Below are 17,031 nucleotides of genomic sequence, written 5' to 3'. Positions count from 1 at the left end.
GTTACACCTCGCATTTTTGTATAGGCGAAACGATGGATGCAACATACTCCTCAATTTGATTTAATCCGTCTCGGCGTGTATCCTTATTTAAAAGAACTTCTTCAAGCTGGCCAATTTTATTAACAATTGCACTTCCAATTACAATGCCGTCGCTGTGTTCTTTTAATACCTCTACTTGTTCGCTTGTTGAAATCCCAAAACCGACGGCAACCGGTATAGAAGCTGCTGCTTTCACATCTTCTAAAAAGGTGCCAATATCAGCCGGCAACGTAGAGCGAACCCCAGTAACGCCTAAAGACGACACGCAGTATAAGAAGCCCGTTGCATCTGCAGCAATTTTTTGAATACGCTCTTTAGATGTAGGAGCAACCATTGAAATGTACGCAACTTCATTTTCAGCGGCAAGCTCCCGGATACGGCCACTCTCTTCGTACGGTAAATCCGGAATTAGCACTCCATCTATTTCATTTTCTCGCATTAACGCGAAAAAGGATTCTAAACCTAATTGTAACACAGGATTAAAATAGGTAAAGAGAATTACCGGTATTTTCACACCTTTTTTTCTCATCACCGATACAAGCTTAATAGCTTTTGAAATAGACATACCGCCAGATAAAGCTCTTTTGGACGCCTCTTGAATAATCGGACCATCTGCTAAAGGATCGGAATACGGTACGCCCAGCTCTAAAATAGAAGCACCTTGCTTTTGCAAAGACAAAGCAATCTCCACCGTTGCATCTTCATGAGGATCTCCTGCTGTAATAAATGGAATAAATAATGTTTCATGTTTAGGTAGTCTCGCTTCAAACGTATTCATGTTCTTCTTCCTTCCCTTCTAGCAAGTTTACTAATGTATGAACGTCCTTATCTCCTCGACCTGATAAGCAAATTAAAATGGTTTCTTCTTTCGTCATGCTTTTAGCCAGTTCAAATGCTTTTGCCAGCGCATGGGCGGATTCGATAGCCGGGATGATTCCCTCCGTTTTCGCCAGCAGCTGAAGAGCTTCGATTGATTCATCATCCGTTACACTTTCATATTCTACTCGTCCAATAGATGAAAGGTGAGAATGCTCTGGACCGATACCCGGATAATCCAAACCTGCTGAAATAGAATAAGGCTCTGTAATTTGACCATTTTCATCTTGAAGTAAATACGTGAGCGTTCCGTGGATAACACCTTTTGTGCCTTTAGCCATTTTAGCAGCATGAAGAGCTGTATTTAGTCCTTTCCCCCCTGCTTCTACTCCAATCAAGCGTACATGTTCTTCTTTAATAAAATCATAAAACATACCGATTGCATTACTACCGCCTCCGACGCATGCCACGACAGCATTTGGAAGTTTTCCTTCTACCGCTGTAAACTGTTCTTTTGCTTCTTCTCCAATAATTTTTTGGAAATCTCGAACCATTTTAGGATAAGGATGCGGTCCAATTGCCGAACCAATTAAGTAAAAATGATCTTCACAGTGTTGAACCCAGTAGCGGATTGCTTCATTTGTTGCATCTTTTAGCGTTTTTGTTCCAGAAGTTGCAGGAATGACTTCCGCTCCTAGAAGCTTCATGCGAAAGACGTTCAACGCCTGACGTTCAATATCTTCTTCTCCCATGAATACTTTACATTCCATTCCGAACTTTGCAGCTACTGTAGCTGTGGCTACCCCGTGCTGACCCGCTCCTGTTTCAGCAATAATTTTTGTTTTGCCCATCCGTTTAGCAAGTAAAATCTGTCCAATGGCATTGTTGATTTTGTGAGCACCCGTATGATTTAAGTCTTCACGTTTTAAATAAATTTTTGCCCCGCCGAGTGTTTCGGTAATATTATCAGCATATGTTAAAGCCGTTGGTCGCCCTGAGTAATTGACGAGTAAGGATAGATACTCATCTTTAAATGCCGGATCTTTCATTGCTTGATTCAAAGCTGCTTCTACTTCTTCAAGTGGTTTCATTAATGTTTCAGGTACGTATTTTCCGCCAAATTCACCAAAGCGGCCAAATTCATCAGGATGATTGTATGTCATAGTATGGATCTTCCTTTCAATCTCTATAATTTTTGTATAGTCCTTCGTTTCATTTGTTTCAATACCGCCAGAAATATCAATCGCCCCAGGCTTGTAGGGTAACAAGTTCTCAATGTTAAAGGCATTGATTCCTCCAGCAATAAAGCATTTTTTACCTAACTTTCGTGCAGCTGATTCATACTGAGGAACGAAGCTCCAATCAAAAGCGACGCCCGTTCCTCCGAATTGTTCTTTAACCTTGCTGTCAATTACATAACCGTCAGCTTCTTCATATACATGCATTTGCTGCAGCGTATCTTTATTGTGCGGGAGTGCTTTCCATACTTCATATCCACGCTGCTTTAACTCACGTACTTCAGCAGCTGTTTCTTGCCCGTGGCACTGAATCACAGCTAAATTTGTCACGGAGGCAATTTCAAGTATTTGATCCACCGGTGTATTAACAAATACCCCTACTAGCGAGACTTGTTTTTTTATTTCATCCGTTACAAACTCATTTACTCGTTCAGGCTTTACATATCGTTTACTTTTAGGGTAGAAAATAAAGCCAATGTGAGTAGCAGCCGACTTTTCGATTAAAGCTATATCTTGTTTTGATCGAATACCGCAGTACTTAATAAGCATATTCACTTTCCCCAAACAGCTTTTTAATCGCTTTGGTTTGATTATCCTGTCTCATAAGCGATTCTCCTACTAAAATAGCTTTTGCTCCGGCTTCTTTTACGTAGGAAACATCATCGTATAAGTAAATGCCGCTTTCACTTACTAAAAGCTGATCTTTCGGCACGTGCTTAGCGATTTCTTTTGTCTGCTGCACGCTGGTTTCAAACGTATGAAGATTTCGATTATTAATCCCGATAATCTTCGGTGTAAATACAGCTAACAGCTGTTCAAGCGTTTCTAAAGAATGCACTTCTACTAAACAATCTAACTCTTTTTCAGCAGCTTGAAGATAAAGCTCTTGCAATTTTAATGGTTCAAGTGCTTCTCCGATGAGTAAAATAGCATCGGCACCGATTCTTGCACTTTCTTCCACTTGAATGGAATCAATGATGAAATCCTTACGAAGCACAGGAATAGAGACATGCTGTTTAATATCACTTAAAAACGTTCGGTGTCCTTGAAAATAGTGCTGATCCGTTAACACAGACAAAGCATCTGCTTTTCCTTCCTCGTAGGCTTTAGCAATTTCCACAGGCTGAAAATTCTCCTTTATTAATCCTTTGGAAGGAGAGGCTTTTTTTACTTCTGCAATAAGAGCCAGCTCTCGATTTGGATTTGATAAAGCTTCTAAAAATGATCGTTTTGTAACATTTTGCTGTTCGGGTAACTGTAGGTTTTGAATTTCTTCTTTTTTTGTTTCAATAATTTTATTGAGCATGTTCAACCACCTTTTTCGATTTCAATCGTTGTAATTGCGTGTATGCAGCACCTGATTCAATTGTTTCTAAAGCTACAGCTACTCCTTCTTCAAAAGTAGAAACGTTTCCGCTAACGTAAATAGCTGCAGCAGAGTTCAACACGACTGCATTTTTAGCAGTTACATTACTTTTATTTAAAAATAGCGATTCAATGAGCTCTGCACTCGATTTCGCGTCTTCTACCACCAAGTCTTCAAGCTTACCTCTCTGTAAGTGTACATCCTCTGGTGCAAGCGTATATTCTGTAATAACATTGTCTTGCACTTCTACAATATCCGTTACATCCGTGGCACTAATTTCATCCAAACCGTCCCTGCCCGCAACGAGAAGAACGTGGTTAGCTCCCAGTACAACAAGCGCTTCTGCTAATTTCCGTGCAAGCTCAATAGAGTAAACGCCAATTACTTGCTTTGTGCAATTAGTAGGGTTTGCTAACGGACCTAATGCATTAAAAACGGTTCTAAACCCTAATTCCTTTCGAGTAGCAGCAACGTGCTTCATAGCAGGGTGATAAAGCGGCGCAAATAAAAAGGACATGTTGAGGTCAGACACCGCATTTTTCACTTCTTTTTCATTTCCTTGAATCCATATATCCAGATGTTCTAACACGTCTGCACTTCCGCTTTTAGAAGACACCGCGCGATTCCCATGTTTCGCAACCTTTACTCCAGCAGCAGATGCCACAATCGCACTAGCCGTCGAAATATTAAACGTAGAGGCGCCGTCTCCTCCCGTACCGCACGTATCTACTACGTTTAATTCTTCTAGAGAAATAGCATTCATGTTGTTTTTCATACCCCGGACAAAACCAACAATTTCATCGACGGTTTCTCCTCGGTACGTTAAAATGGTTAGCACGCTAGCAATTTGAGCTGCCGGGACTTTACCGTTCATAATATCATTCATAATTTTTTCTGCTTCTTCCGCTGAAAGTGACTCGCCGCGCAAACACTTTTTCAACAATTCTTTAAACATATACATCCTCCTTTTTATCGTAGATGTCTTGAGCTAATTGAATTGTTTTAATTAAAGCGCTAGCTTTATTGCGGGTTTCTTTCCACTCAAGCTCCGGTTTTGAGTCAGCAACCACTCCTGCTCCAGCCTGTATATAAGCGGTTTGGTCTTTCAAAAGAATGGTACGAATTGCAATGCACGAATCAATGTTTCCATCAAATCCGAGATATGCTACGGTTCCTGCATATACATTTCGCGCAACTGGTTCAATTTCATTTAAGATTTGCATCGCCCGCACTTTTGGAGCGCCAGATACGGTACCCGCTGGAAATGCAGAAAGCAGCGCATCAATAGGATGTACTTTTTCATCTAGGCGTCCTGTCACTTTAGAAATCAAGTGCATGACGTGCGAAAAATTAACCTGCTGCATTAATACCGGCGTTTGGACACTTCCATACTGTGCAACTCGGCCGATGTCATTTCTTGCTAAGTCCACGAGCATATAGTGTTCTGCCCGCTCTTTTTCATCGTTAATTAAGTCTTCATACAAGCGCGCATCTTCTTCTGCATCTCTGCCGCGTCTTCTCGTTCCTGCAATTGGATGAATTTCTAAATGGCCGTTTTCAATTTGAATCAACCGCTCAGGGGAACTTCCAATCAATTCCACTCCCTTTACTTTCACGTAAAATAAATAAGGAGATGGATTAACTAATCGCAATACTCTGTAAATATCAAATCCAGCTACGGTCGTATCAATTTGAAATCTCTGCGACAATACGGCTTGAAAAACATCTCCGCTTTTAATGTATTCCTTAATTTTTTCCACATCTTGCACAAATTTATCTTTTTGGTATGACGATGTCACACCTTCAAAGCTAACTTCGCGCTGCTCGCTTTCAAACATCATCGGCTTTTCTTTCACCGTCTGCGCTATTCTTTCAACATATCGATTGATCTCTGCTAGAGCTTCATCATGTTTTTCTTTTTTCTGCTGTTCTTTATCTTGCTCATCAAGCTGAATGTAGTGAATCACCATAAGCTCTTTTGTTTGGTGATTATAAGCGAGCATCGTTTGACAATAGATAAAGTGAAAAGTAGGCATGTTCAAATCGTTTTGGGCATGTACGTTTACTTTTTCAATTTGCGATACTGCGTCGTAGCTGATAAATCCTACTGCTCCTCCTTTAAAAGGAAGTGCAAGGTCTGGTACTTTCACTTTCAGCTCTTGCTGAATTTTACAAAATACCTCTTTAAAGCTGTCTCCTTGCAGCACAGGTTGAAGCTGCTTGTTTTTTGCTAGATAGGTTCCGTTCTCTTCTTCTACATACAAAAACGGATTCAAGCCAATAAAAGAATAATTGGACCATGGTGATGATTCATCATTGCTTTCAAGCAAATATACAGCTTCATCTTTTACTTGCTGAAAAAGATCAACAGGTGTCATGCTATCGATAAATATTTTTTTTATGATTGGAATGGTTAAATACTTTGTAGAGTCTTCTAAAAAAGAAGTATACGTGTTCGTCATATCTTTCAATCCTCCATTTCATGGAGAATGAGAATAGATGAGGTTATATAAAAGAGGATATAATAAATAAACCCAAAGACACATCAAAAATGGGCCTTTGGGTATACGAATGGTAAAATTCACTCAACTAAACTCTGCTCAACTGTCTCATTCTCGTCTACCCTAATCTCAACTAAACTGTCTATTTTTTTCTCATAACTAAAATCTCTAAACTAACTTGTTACCAATTGTAGTACGTTTCAAATTCATTTGTCAACTACTATCTACTTGGCTTTTGAAGAAACTACGCTTGAAGCTCTTCATTCAGCAGCTTAAGAATCACTTCATCTTCTACTTGTTGAACAAAAGGTTTTCCTACGCCTTCAAGCAGTACCATATGAACATTGCTTGATTTGGACTTCTTGTCTGCTTTCATTCTCACGAGCAGCTTTTCAGCTGAAAGGTGGTTTGGAACAGACGTCTCATAGCCAAATTTTTCAAACCATTTCGCAATTTCAGCTACAGGGAACTCGCTTTTCCCAAGCGTATTGCTGACTTTCATAGCAAACAGCATCCCAATGGCTACGCCTTCTCCGTGACTGATTTGTCCATAGCCGCACTCTGCTTCGATCGCATGACCTAACGTATGTCCAAAGTTCAGGTGAGCGCGAACGCCAGCTTCTGTCTCATCTTCTTTTACAACAGATGCTTTGACTAAAATACCGCTTTGAATAGCATAAATTAATTTTTCATCTTGTAAATCAGTCAGCGATTGTATATTTTGCTGAAGCCATTCATAAAATGCTTCATCGTGAATAAAAGCATGTTTAATCACTTCTGCAAAACCAGAACGCCACTCTCTTTCAGGAAGCGTTTTAAGAAGATCAATGTCATAAACAACCGCTTCAGGCTGATAAAAAGCGCCAATCATATTTTTTCCAAGCTCATGATTAATGGCTACTTTACCGCCTACAGCACTATCGTGAGCAAGAAGCGTCGTTGGCACTTGAATAAACGAAACCCCTCTCATGTATGTAGCGGCTACAAATCCAGCTAAATCGCCAACTACCCCTCCGCCGAAAGCAATAACGAGCGCATTGCGGTCAAGCTGCTGCTCGAGTGCAAAAGTCTGACAATCGTAGTAATGTTGAAATGACTTTGCGTGTTCACCGCTTGGTACTACGTATTTAGCCACTTTAAACTGCGTCTCAATCGCTTTTACAACCGCTTCTCCATAATATGAATCTACAGCTGAATCAGTGATGATTAACACCGACGACAGATTAGGTTTTACACTCTCAATAATAGAAGGCAGCTTTTCAATTAATCCATTTCCTAAATAAAGAGGATATGTTTTGGATAAAGTTTGAATATCAATTTGCAACATTAAAACTCCCTCGCATGTACACGCATTTTCTCAATATTTTCAGCAATTAAATCAATTCGGTCTTGTCCAAACTGTTCGATTAGCGCATCAGCCAATTCCCAAGCTACAACGGCTTCTGCTACAACGCTTGCTGCCGGCACAGCACAGCTGTCTGAACGTTCGATGCTTGCCTCGAAGGCTTCTTTTGTTTCAATATCAACACTTTTTAACGGCTTGTAAAGCGTTGGAATAGGTTTCATTACACCGCGTACTACAATTGGCATACCTGTTGTCATGCCACCTTCAAAGCCGCCTAAGTTGTTTGTTTTACGGGTATATCCATGCTCTTCATCCCATAGAATTTCGTCATGAACTTCGCTTCCTGGTCTGCGAGCCGCTTCAAATCCAATCCCAAACTCAACGCCTTTAAATGCATTAATGCTCATAACAGCTGCAGCAATCTTCGCATCTAATTTACGATCGTAATGGACATAGCTGCCCACTCCTGCTGGCACGCCTTCAATAATAACTTCTACTACGCCTCCGATCGAATCGCCGTTTTTCTTAGCATCATCGATTGCTTGCATCATGTCTTTCTCAACAGCTGAGTCAAAACATCTTACTGGAGAAGCTTCAGTGACTTCTTGAAGTTCCTCTAAGCTTTTGTATTGAGGAGGATTTGCCTGTACGCCGCCAATTTCTAATACATGTCCAGCTACAGAAATCCCGAACTGAGCAAGGATTTGACGAGCCACAGCACCTGCCGCTACCCTTACAGTTGTTTCACGAGCTGAAGAACGTTCTAATACATTTCTCATATCGCGATGACCATATTTAATAGCGCCGTTTAAATCGGCATGCCCTGGTCTTGGTCTTGAGATTTTACGCTTTACTTCTTCTGATTCTTCTTCAGAAATTGGCTCGATGCCCATAATTTTTGTCCAGTGTTTCCAGTCGTTATTTTCTACCGCTAACGTAATAGGAGATCCTAGCGTATAGCCGTGGCGAACACCGCTTAAAATTTCCGCTTGATCTTTTTCAATTTGCATACGTCTTCCGCGACCATGACCTTTTTGTCTTCGCGCTAAATCTGTATTGATGTCTTCGGCTGTTAAAGGAAGTCCTGCGGGAACACCCTCTAAAATAGTAGTCAACTGTGGACCATGTGATTCTCCTGCTGTTAAATATCGCATAATCGTACCTCCGCTTAATATGTATTATTCGTCAGAATTTTTCCATTTTTAAATATGACTATACCATACTATAACATAAGAATATATAAAAAGTTTCACCTCAGCTTGTAAGAAATCGCTTCAGGTTATCTCAATTAAATGGTCTTTACTTTTCTGTAAAAAAACGTATCAGCCGTTTCAAACCCATACTTTTGCGGAGTGAAAATCTGCTCTGTGCTCCCTACAAATAAGATGCCTCCAGGTGCTAAAGCTCTGCTAAACTTTTCATATAAAGCATGCTTTGCTTCATCGGTAAAATAAATAAGCACGTTTCGACAAACAATCAAGTCAACGTTTTTAGGAAAAGAGTCTGACAGTAAGTTATGTTTTTGAAAAATAACTGTTTTTTTGATTTTTTCATCTAATAAGTACCCGGTTCCTCTTTGTTGAAAGTACTTATTTTTCATCGAAACAGGCATTTCCTGAAGTGAACGTTCATCATAAAAGCCTATTTTTGCTTTTTCTATCACTTTTTCATCCAGATCGGTCGCCAATATAGAAATACGCGAAAGCGGAAAAAATGTTGATAAAACCATCGCTAGTGTATACGGCTCTTCCCCTGTTGAACAGGCAGCGCTCCACACTTTCAGATCTGTTTTTCCTTTTACAAGAGTCGGTAAAATTTTTTGCTCCAATATATCCCACCGCTGATAGTTGCGATAAAACTCTGACACGTTAATCGTCATCCGATCTAAAAACTCCTCAAGCAGTTCGTTGTTACTGTTCATTGCTCGATAATATTCAAAAAAACTAGAAAAACCTTTTTTTTCATACAGCGAGGTGAGGCGGCGGTGCATTTGAGACTGCTTATATAGTGATAAATCAATGCCTGTTTTTGTTTTTATTTTCTCCACAAACGCGTCGTATTCATCTATCATCTTTGACTCTCCTTTCTCATTCCTATACGTTTATGTTAGACGTATAAAGAAATAAAACCTTTATATACGCTTATCTTCTTATTAATATATCGGAATACATTATGAAAATGTTTATGCGGGGAAATCTTTGCACTTAATAGCCTAGAAGCCTGTTTATACACACAATAAAAAAGACGAATGAAAATTCATTCGTCTTTTTGCGCTATCTAAATTAGTAAATCCAAGCGTCTGCGTCTTTTTTATAGAAAGTCAGCTCTTCACTTTCAAAGAATAAGCTGATTTCACGCTCCGCACTTTCTGGTGAATCTGAGCCGTGAATAATATTCTTATCCACAATCAGTCCATAATCACCTCGAATAGTTCCAGGAAGCGCTTCTTGAGGGTTAGTTTTCCCCACCATTTGACGTGATACTGAAATCACGTTTTCACCTTCCCATACCATAGCAAAAACTGGACCTGATGTGATAAATTTCACTAACTCACCGAAGAAAGGTTTCTCTTTATGTTCACCATAGTGTGTTTCAGCTAATTCCTGCGAAATATGCATAAGCTTAGCTCCAACTAATTGAAAACCTTTTTTCTCAAAGCGAGAAATAACCTCACCAATAATGCTTCTTTGTACCCCGTCTGGTTTGACCATTAAAAACGTTTTTTGTATCATTTTACTCTCCACCCCTGAAGTTCATGATATGTAAACAAGTTTTGAAAGCGCAATCACACCTCATGAAGATATTAACATTGTTTCGAGCAGTTTACAACTTATGAAAGTAAATAAATCAAAATTTCCGTTTTCCAATGTACTTCGCAATTTGATGCAGCGTTTTTTTCGCCTTGTTTGGCGGCAGTTCTTCTAAAATGCTCATCGCTTTTTGCAGATAACGATCGCTCATCTCAAATGAACGTTCAATGGCGTTAGAAGATTTAATATCAGAAATAATTTCATCGATCAGCTCTTGCTCATATTCCCTCTCGAAAAGCTGTTCTACTTTATCTCGAAACTCAGCATTTTCAATGGCATACAAAACTGGCAGCGTAATATTTCCTTGCAGTAAGTCGCTGCCAACTGGTTTCCCAAGCTGTTCTTCTGATGAGATAAAATCTAAAATGTCATCCGTAATTTGAAATGACATTCCCACGTAATATCCAAACCAAAATAAACGTTTATGTATATCTTCAGGAGCTCCCGCTGCAATTGCGCCTAACTGACAGCTTGCAGCAATTAGCAGTGCCGTTTTACGTTTAATTCTACGCAGATACACGCGTAAGTTTTGGTTTAGGTTGTATTTGTCCTTAATCTGTTCAATTTCACCGAGCGTTAATTCCACCATCGTATTAGATAAAATTTTATGTGCTTCCACATCTTTAACCTCACTCATAACTTCAAGTGCACGAGCAAAGATGTAATCCCCTGTATACATAGCAATACGATTGTCCCATTTTGCCTTAATTGTTGGTTTTCCCCGTCGCTTATCAGCGTCATCAATAACATCATCATGAACAAGAGACGCCATATGAATCAGCTCAAGCGCTACTGCCACATGTTTGATTTGGTCGATATTGTAATGCCCAAATTTAGCTGCCAACAAAACAAATACAGGGCGAATTCGTTTCCCCCCTGCTTGTAAAAGGTGAAGAGAAGCATCTGTGATAAGTGTTTCATCGGTATGAACAGTTTGTTCAAGTTCTTTCTCAATAAGGGTAATATCCGTATTCAAAAAAGCGTACATCATTTTTAGTTTCATTGGACTCACCTTGCATTATATATTCATTCTTTACTCCTTATCCTACAGGCTGTTGCACCTGTAGGACAAGCTTTTTCTCTTTTATCGTTTGTACCCTAGATGCATCGCCGCTACTCCACCTGTGTAAGATTTCACTTCAACATCTGTCAAACCGGCTTCACGGAACATATCAGCCAATTGCTTTTGACCTGGAAAGTCCCTAGCTGACTCTTGAAGCCATGAATATTCATCATAGCTTTTAGCGACCATCTTTCCAAGCGCAGGCATAATATACTTAAAATAAAGCAAGTACATTTGTCGGTAACCAATCATCGTTGGCTGAGACGTTTCAAGGCAAACCACTTTTCCGCCAGGTTTCACGACGCGCTGCATTTCCTTTAAAACTTGAAGGTAATCGGGCACGTTGCGCAGTCCGAATCCAATCGTTACATAGTCAAATGAATTATCTTCAAAAGGAAGCTCCATTGCATTGCCATGTAGTAAAGTAATATTTGAAAAAGGTGAGTTTTTTACTTTCTCTTCACCAATCTTTAGCATATTTTGACTAAAATCCAGGCCAACTGCCTCTCCTGTTTCTCCAACTGCTTCAGCCATAGCTAGCGTCCAATCCGCAGTTCCGCAACAAACATCTAAAGCTTTTGTTCCTTTTTGAACATTCATTCGCTTCATCGTATCTTTGCGCCATGCCTTATGACGCTGAAAACTAATAACAGAATTCATTTGATCATAATTTTTGTATATTTTTTCAAATACGCCATGGACACGCTGTTCTTTTGATTGCTGCATATCTCTATCCTTCTCCTACGACATTTTTCAACACTTCTAAGCTAGATGTAAGTTCATCTAAGTGCTCTCTTAAAAACTCATTCATCGCAAATTCACTTCGTAAGTACCCTCTAACAATATCTACAGACTGTTGAGTATACGAATAAAGGTATTCTTTTATTTGTTCTTGATTCATGCCAATTTGTTTGCAATAGTTTAGCAAGAGAGTAGGCTCTTTATGCTGTAATGACTTTAATTGCTTTAATATCCCATTCAAATACGCTGCATGTTTTAAAAGTTCTTTCCACTCTTCACGTTCAAAATAGTCACATAAGCATCTTACAAACGATGATTCTGCTGCTAAAAAACTATTCATAACGTCGTGTGGATTAGTAGAGCGATTGTTATAAATGTGTATCTTAGCGATATTAATTTCTTTAATAGCAGATGCTATAACTTTCATTAAATTCAGCTGGCTGCTTTGAGCTAAATAGTAATAGTACAGGCCGCTGTAATAATCTCCGGCCAAAACTACCAGCTGCCTCTCATGCAGCTTCCCTTCATTTCCGCTAACATTTTGAGTGGAGACTAGATCGTGGGTATCAAGTGCGGTTTGAACGAGCATCACAGATAGCACAGAGCTGTTCTTTTTTTCTTCTTCCATTGAAAGAGTATCTAAGAACGAACACATGTACAGTAATCTATTTTCATCAATACGCGGATGATGAATATATTTTTTTACATATGGATGACTTAATTCAACATGAAGCTGTTCTTTCATGTTGGCCACAATATCATAGATGGTTTTTACGCTCATCATCCTTGTCTCCCTTTCCATCACTATTTGTTTAAAGTTCTTTTAACTCCAAATCGATAGTGTCAATTATAACATAATTACATTATAAAATATCCTTTAAATTCTTTTGAAGCTTTTTCACGGTTTAAATCCTTTAGCTGCTCATCCGCTTGAACACCGTTCATCTACATACCATCTTGATTTCTTAGACAGTAATTTAAGATATTGCTTTTAGTTTCACCATGTTTTTCCTGTTCTTATTCATTTATTTTAAATATAAATAAAAGCAGGAAAATCCCTGCTTATTTTTTCGTATCGGATTCAATTTCTCCGTGAACAGTCTGAACGACGGCTTTGCCACGAATTTTAATTGCGGATGTATGCTCAGTAAACTGCGCAATCATCACTTCGCCTTTATCTAGTTTTTCTGAATGATGAAATCGCGTATCTGCTCCTCGCGTTAAGCCAATTACGTTAACTCCATCTTCGACCGCTTTAATGACAATATACTCTGGCGTTCCTTTTTGTGTCATATTCTCTTCTCCTTCATCATCCACATTATGATTTGATCAATGATAAAACTTCAGCTCTAGAACTTGCATCGTGTTCTAACACTCCACGCACAGCAGAAGTAATTGTCATAGCCCCAGGCTTTTTAATGCCTCGCATGGTCATACACATGTGCTCTGCTTCCACTACTACCATTACCCCGTGCGGCTCTAATGTTTCTACAATAGAATCCGCCACTGTAGATGTAATTCTCTCCTGAAGCTGAGGACGTTTCGCAACAGCTTCTACCGCTCTTGCCAGCTTACTTAAACCGGTCACTCGTCCGCCTTTTGGAATATACGCAACATGAGCTTTTCCGTAAAAAGGCACTAAGTGGTGTTCACACATAGAGTAAAAAGGAATATCTTTTACAAGCACTAGCTCTTCATGATCTTCTCCAAAAACTGTTTTAAAATGCTCTTTTGGATCTTCATTCAACCCGGAAAAGACTTCCTCATACATTTTAGCTACTCGCTTTGGTGTATCTAATAATCCTTCACGGTTTGGATCTTCGCCAATTGCTTCTAAAATTAGTCTCACAGCTTGTTCGATCTGTGGTTTATTTACAGATGACATGTTGTTGCCCTCCAATTCGTTGCATTACGACTTTATGAAAAAAATTCTAGCATATGTATATACCAAAGGCAAAAAAGAAAGGTCGCAAATGTGCGACCTTTCAAAGCTCTTCATCAACGGCTATGAATAAAGCCATTTTATGTAGATATTATTTTACAGCATCTTTAAGAGCTTTACCTGGTTTGAATGCAGGAACTTTGCTAGCAGGAATTTCGATTTCTTCGCCAGTTTGTGGATTGCGTCCTTTACGAGCAGCACGTTCACGTACTTCGAAGTTACCAAAACCGATAAGTTGAACTTTGTCCTCAGCTTTTAAAGCTTCTAAAATTGTATCGAAAACAGCATCAACTGCTTTTGTAGCATCCTTTTTTGAAAGCTCACTTGCTTCTGCAACAGCATTAATTAATTCTGTCTTGTTCATGCCATTCACCTCCTCCCAAAATCGGATCATATAATAACTAAAAACCTTGTTAGAAAAGGAATCTAGTAATTCGTTATATCTCATTCTTTAACAAAACAAATGGATATTATACATAACCTATGTATCGACAAGCCTAATCATAAACGATTGAACTAAATAATTCAATGTTTTTCATTCGTCTGCCGTATGTATGTAGTGAAAACAGTATGATCGATCGATTTCTGTTAAAAGATTAACATATTGAACAAGGCATAGCAAGCAGAAAATAACGCAGGAATAGGATAACCACGCGATCTATCACAATATATGTAAAGTTTTGTATGATCTATCCAAAAAGAAGAGGCTCCTTTATGAGGAGCCTAACGTTATATTCTTATAAAATAATCGCGATTAAACCTCCAGATCCTTCGTTAATAATCCGTTCTAGCGTTTCTTTTAACTTATATCGCGCATTTTCAGGCATCAGCGACAGCTTTCCTTGAATCCCTTCTCTTACAATTGAACTTAGAGAGCGGCCAAATATATCTGAATTCCAAATTGAAAGCGGATCATCTTCAAAGTCTTGCATCAAATAACGAACTAATTCTTCGCTTTGCTTCTCCGTTCCGATAATCGGCGCAAATTCTGATTCTACATCCACTTTAATCATGTGTATAGAAGGTGCCACTGCTTTTAAACGAACTCCAAAACGCGATCCTTGGCGAATAATTTCAGGTTCATCAAGGCTCATATCTGAAAGCGAAGGTGCAGCTACACCATAACCCGTTTGCTTAACCATGCGAAGTGCATCAGAGACTTGATCATACTCGGTTTTTGCATGCACAAAGTCTTGCATTAACTGCAGCAAATGATCTCTTCCGCGAATTTCTACTCCCACGATTTCTTTCAAAATCTGATCATATAAGTCATCTGGAGCGTATAAGTCAATTTCGGCAATTCCCTGCCCCATTTCAATTCCGGCTAATCGAGCCTGATCGATAAACTCAAACTGGCTAAATTGCTCTACTACCCGTTCAACGTCTCTCAGCCTCTTAATATCCTTTACCGTTTCTTTAACGGCTTCTTGATAGCTTTCACGCAGCCAATGTTTATCTTTTAAAACCATTACCCAGCTTGGTAGATTAACGTTGACTTCTAATACAGGAAACTCGTAGAGTGCTTCTCTTAATACGTTCATCACATCAGTATCGCGCATGCTTTCCACACTCATCGCTAATACTGGAATATCATATTTTTCATTAAGCTTTGCACGAAGCTTTTCTGTATCAGGATGATATGGCTGTACGGTATTAATAACCATGATAAATGGTTTGCCTACTTCTTTTAGCTCATTAATGACGCGCTCTTCTGCTTCGACGTAATCTTGACGAGGTATATCTCCAATTGAGCCATCTGTTGTAATGACGACACCAATCGTTGAGTGTTCCTGAATTACCTTTCTCGTTCCAATTTCAGCCGCTTCGTGAAATGGAATTGGTTCTTCATACCAAGGTGTATTGATCATTCGAGGTCCGTTTTCATCTTCGTACCCTTTAGCACCAGGCACCGTATATCCTACACAATCTACTAACCGTATGTTAACTTCTAGCCCGTCATCTACCAAAACATTAACTGCTTGATTCGGTACGAATTTCGGCTCAGTTGTCATAATCGTTTTTCCAGCTGCACTTTGTGGTAGTTCATCTTGTGTGCGAGCTCTTTCTGCCTCGTTCTCGATGTGAGGCAGGACCACCAGCTCCATAAATTTTTTAATAAATGTAGATTTTCCTGTTCGAACTGCTCCCACCACACCTAAATATATATCGCCTCCTGTACGTTCAGCGATATCTTTAAATACATCCACCTTTTCCAAAAGATCCCCTCCGATCTATGAGTTCATGGAATATGACATCCATTGCGAGAGTAAATTAGGACACTATATAGTTATGACGTTGTCCTATTAAAATATGACTTTTGATAGAAAAATTTATGATTTTTTTCATGCACATGCTGACTTAGTCATTCTGATTATCATTATTGGTGTACAAGAAAGAGAAAACCCCTTCTCTCTGAATATTATTCAAGGAGAAGGGGTTCATGACTTATTTTTTAAAAAATATTGGTTCATTCTTATCGTTAACTGTATAAGGAAGAGAGTAAGCAGGTACAAAATCACTGTTTTCCACAAGGAGCTTTCGGATATCTTCACCCGGTTTGTAGGAGCTTTTATGCTTTTGAATGGCATCATACAAATCAGGACGATAATCTACAAATACATCTCCCTGCCCATTAACAATTAAAGAAAGACTATTCCCTGTATACGGGCTAGTAACGACAGGGGGTTCTTTCATATTCAATTTCTTATAGTTAATAGAGAATACGCCGGGAGCGATGACGTCTTTAAACGGTACGTATCCTTTATGGTTTTGACGGTATATATTCAAATGTACATTAACATCTTGAATCGTATCCGCCATCCGTAAGTCTAATAATTTAACCGTGGGCTTTGTTTCTGCATCCACAAGCACGTACGCAAATATCCCTCCGCTTTCATACGAATTCCCAGGTGCGTCTTGCATGTATCTAGGAACAATTTTCGTAAAGTCAATCGGATATTTTTGATAAATCGGCGTGTCCATATCTTTCGTTTTTATCGGCAATAAGCCTCCGCTTTCTTCTTTAAATTGATCAACGGCCGTTTGTACGGAAGCAACTTGATCTTTATAAGGAACTTGATTTTGAGACATTCTTTCCGTCGGGTACAAACAACCGGATAATACAAAAATGGTTAACCCAACAATAGACGTTAGCATGAATTTTTTCATTT

General features: G+C 39.2%; 17 protein-coding genes and 1 pseudogene. All 18 read right to left on the bottom strand.

Annotated features, from left to right (window positions below):
* Position 1 precedes the first annotated feature (1 nt).
* Entirely contained in the window at positions 2-817 is an 816-nt protein-coding gene (gene trpA, locus ACH6EI_RS02930; protein ID WP_033579751.1) for a tryptophan synthase subunit alpha, read from the bottom strand.
* Positions 804-2,018, bottom strand: a complete 1,215-nt coding sequence (trpB, locus tag ACH6EI_RS02925) for a tryptophan synthase subunit beta (RefSeq protein ID WP_028411500.1) — start codon at positions 2,016-2,018, stop codon at positions 804-806. The genes trpA and trpB overlap by 14 nt, the downstream gene beginning before the upstream one ends.
* A 30-nt stretch (positions 2,019-2,048) precedes the next feature.
* A pseudogene (locus tag ACH6EI_RS02920) lies at positions 2,049-2,642 on the bottom strand (phosphoribosylanthranilate isomerase); the annotation flags it as partial.
* Positions 2,632-3,399 (bottom strand): indole-3-glycerol phosphate synthase TrpC, encoded by a 768-nt coding sequence (gene trpC, locus ACH6EI_RS02915; RefSeq protein WP_028411501.1) that lies wholly within the window; start codon positions 3,397-3,399, stop codon positions 2,632-2,634. The pseudogene ACH6EI_RS02920 and the gene trpC, both read right to left, overlap by 11 nt.
* Entirely contained in the window at positions 3,389-4,414 is a 1,026-nt protein-coding gene (trpD, locus tag ACH6EI_RS02910; RefSeq protein ID WP_028411502.1) for an anthranilate phosphoribosyltransferase, read from the bottom strand. The genes trpC and trpD overlap by 11 nt, the downstream gene beginning before the upstream one ends.
* The gene (trpE, locus tag ACH6EI_RS02905; protein ID WP_028411503.1) at positions 4,407-5,921 is read right to left on the bottom strand and encodes an anthranilate synthase component I; all 1,515 of its coding nucleotides are present in this window, start codon (positions 5,919-5,921) and stop codon (positions 4,407-4,409) included. Before trpE ends, trpD begins: the two co-directional genes overlap by 8 nt.
* A gap of 283 nt (positions 5,922-6,204) precedes the next feature.
* A complete protein-coding gene (aroB, locus tag ACH6EI_RS02900; RefSeq protein WP_028411504.1) occupies positions 6,205-7,287 on the bottom strand; it encodes a 3-dehydroquinate synthase in 1,083 nt (360 codons plus the stop codon).
* Complete coding sequence (gene aroC / locus ACH6EI_RS02895; RefSeq protein ID WP_099000471.1) at positions 7,287-8,459, bottom strand: chorismate synthase; 1,173 nt, start codon at positions 8,457-8,459, stop codon at positions 7,287-7,289. Before aroC ends, aroB begins: the two co-directional genes overlap by 1 nt.
* A gap of 134 nt (positions 8,460-8,593) precedes the next feature.
* Positions 8,594-9,376: a CheR family methyltransferase gene (locus ACH6EI_RS02890; protein ID WP_028411506.1), complete on the bottom strand. Its 783-nt coding sequence runs from the start codon at positions 9,374-9,376 to the stop codon at positions 8,594-8,596.
* A gap of 211 nt (positions 9,377-9,587) precedes the next feature.
* Entirely contained in the window at positions 9,588-10,037 is a 450-nt protein-coding gene (ndk, locus tag ACH6EI_RS02885; protein ID WP_013059010.1) for a nucleoside-diphosphate kinase, read from the bottom strand.
* A 115-nt stretch (positions 10,038-10,152) separates the two neighbouring features.
* Positions 10,153-11,118 carry a heptaprenyl diphosphate synthase component II gene (gene hepT / locus ACH6EI_RS02880; protein ID WP_028411507.1) on the bottom strand — a complete coding sequence of 322 codons (966 nt, stop codon included), beginning with the start codon at positions 11,116-11,118 and terminating at the stop codon, positions 10,153-10,155.
* Between the two features lie 81 nt (positions 11,119-11,199).
* Positions 11,200-11,904, bottom strand: a complete 705-nt coding sequence (locus ACH6EI_RS02875) for a demethylmenaquinone methyltransferase (protein ID WP_013059012.1) — start codon at positions 11,902-11,904, stop codon at positions 11,200-11,202.
* 4 nt (positions 11,905-11,908) lie between these two features.
* A complete protein-coding gene (locus tag ACH6EI_RS02870) occupies positions 11,909-12,700 on the bottom strand; it encodes a heptaprenyl diphosphate synthase component 1 (RefSeq protein ID WP_226313308.1) in 792 nt (263 codons plus the stop codon).
* Between the two features lie 281 nt (positions 12,701-12,981).
* The gene (gene mtrB / locus ACH6EI_RS02865; RefSeq protein ID WP_028411509.1) at positions 12,982-13,212 is read right to left on the bottom strand and encodes a trp RNA-binding attenuation protein MtrB; all 231 of its coding nucleotides are present in this window, start codon (positions 13,210-13,212) and stop codon (positions 12,982-12,984) included.
* Positions 13,213-13,237: 25 nt separating this feature from the next.
* Positions 13,238-13,804, bottom strand: a complete 567-nt coding sequence (gene folE, locus ACH6EI_RS02860) for a GTP cyclohydrolase I FolE (RefSeq protein WP_013059015.1) — start codon at positions 13,802-13,804, stop codon at positions 13,238-13,240.
* A gap of 148 nt (positions 13,805-13,952) precedes the next feature.
* On the bottom strand, positions 13,953-14,225 hold the full coding sequence (locus ACH6EI_RS02855; protein ID WP_013059016.1) for an HU family DNA-binding protein: 273 nt from the start codon (positions 14,223-14,225) through the stop codon (positions 13,953-13,955).
* A 373-nt stretch (positions 14,226-14,598) separates the two neighbouring features.
* Positions 14,599-16,077, bottom strand: coding sequence for a stage IV sporulation protein A (gene spoIVA, locus ACH6EI_RS02850; RefSeq protein WP_013059017.1), 1,479 nt, complete (start codon positions 16,075-16,077; stop codon positions 14,599-14,601).
* Between the two features lie 229 nt (positions 16,078-16,306).
* Positions 16,307-17,029 carry a hypothetical protein gene (locus ACH6EI_RS02845; RefSeq protein ID WP_028411510.1) on the bottom strand — a complete coding sequence of 241 codons (723 nt, stop codon included), beginning with the start codon at positions 17,027-17,029 and terminating at the stop codon, positions 16,307-16,309.
* Between the last annotated feature and the right edge of the window lie 2 nt (positions 17,030-17,031).

It is taken from the genome of Priestia sp. JSM ZJ58 (genome assembly GCF_044383985.1).
Taxonomy (GTDB): Bacteria; Bacillota; Bacilli; order Bacillales; family Bacillaceae_H; genus Priestia; species Priestia zanthoxyli.
This window is presented reverse-complemented; position numbering and strand designations above follow the sequence as displayed.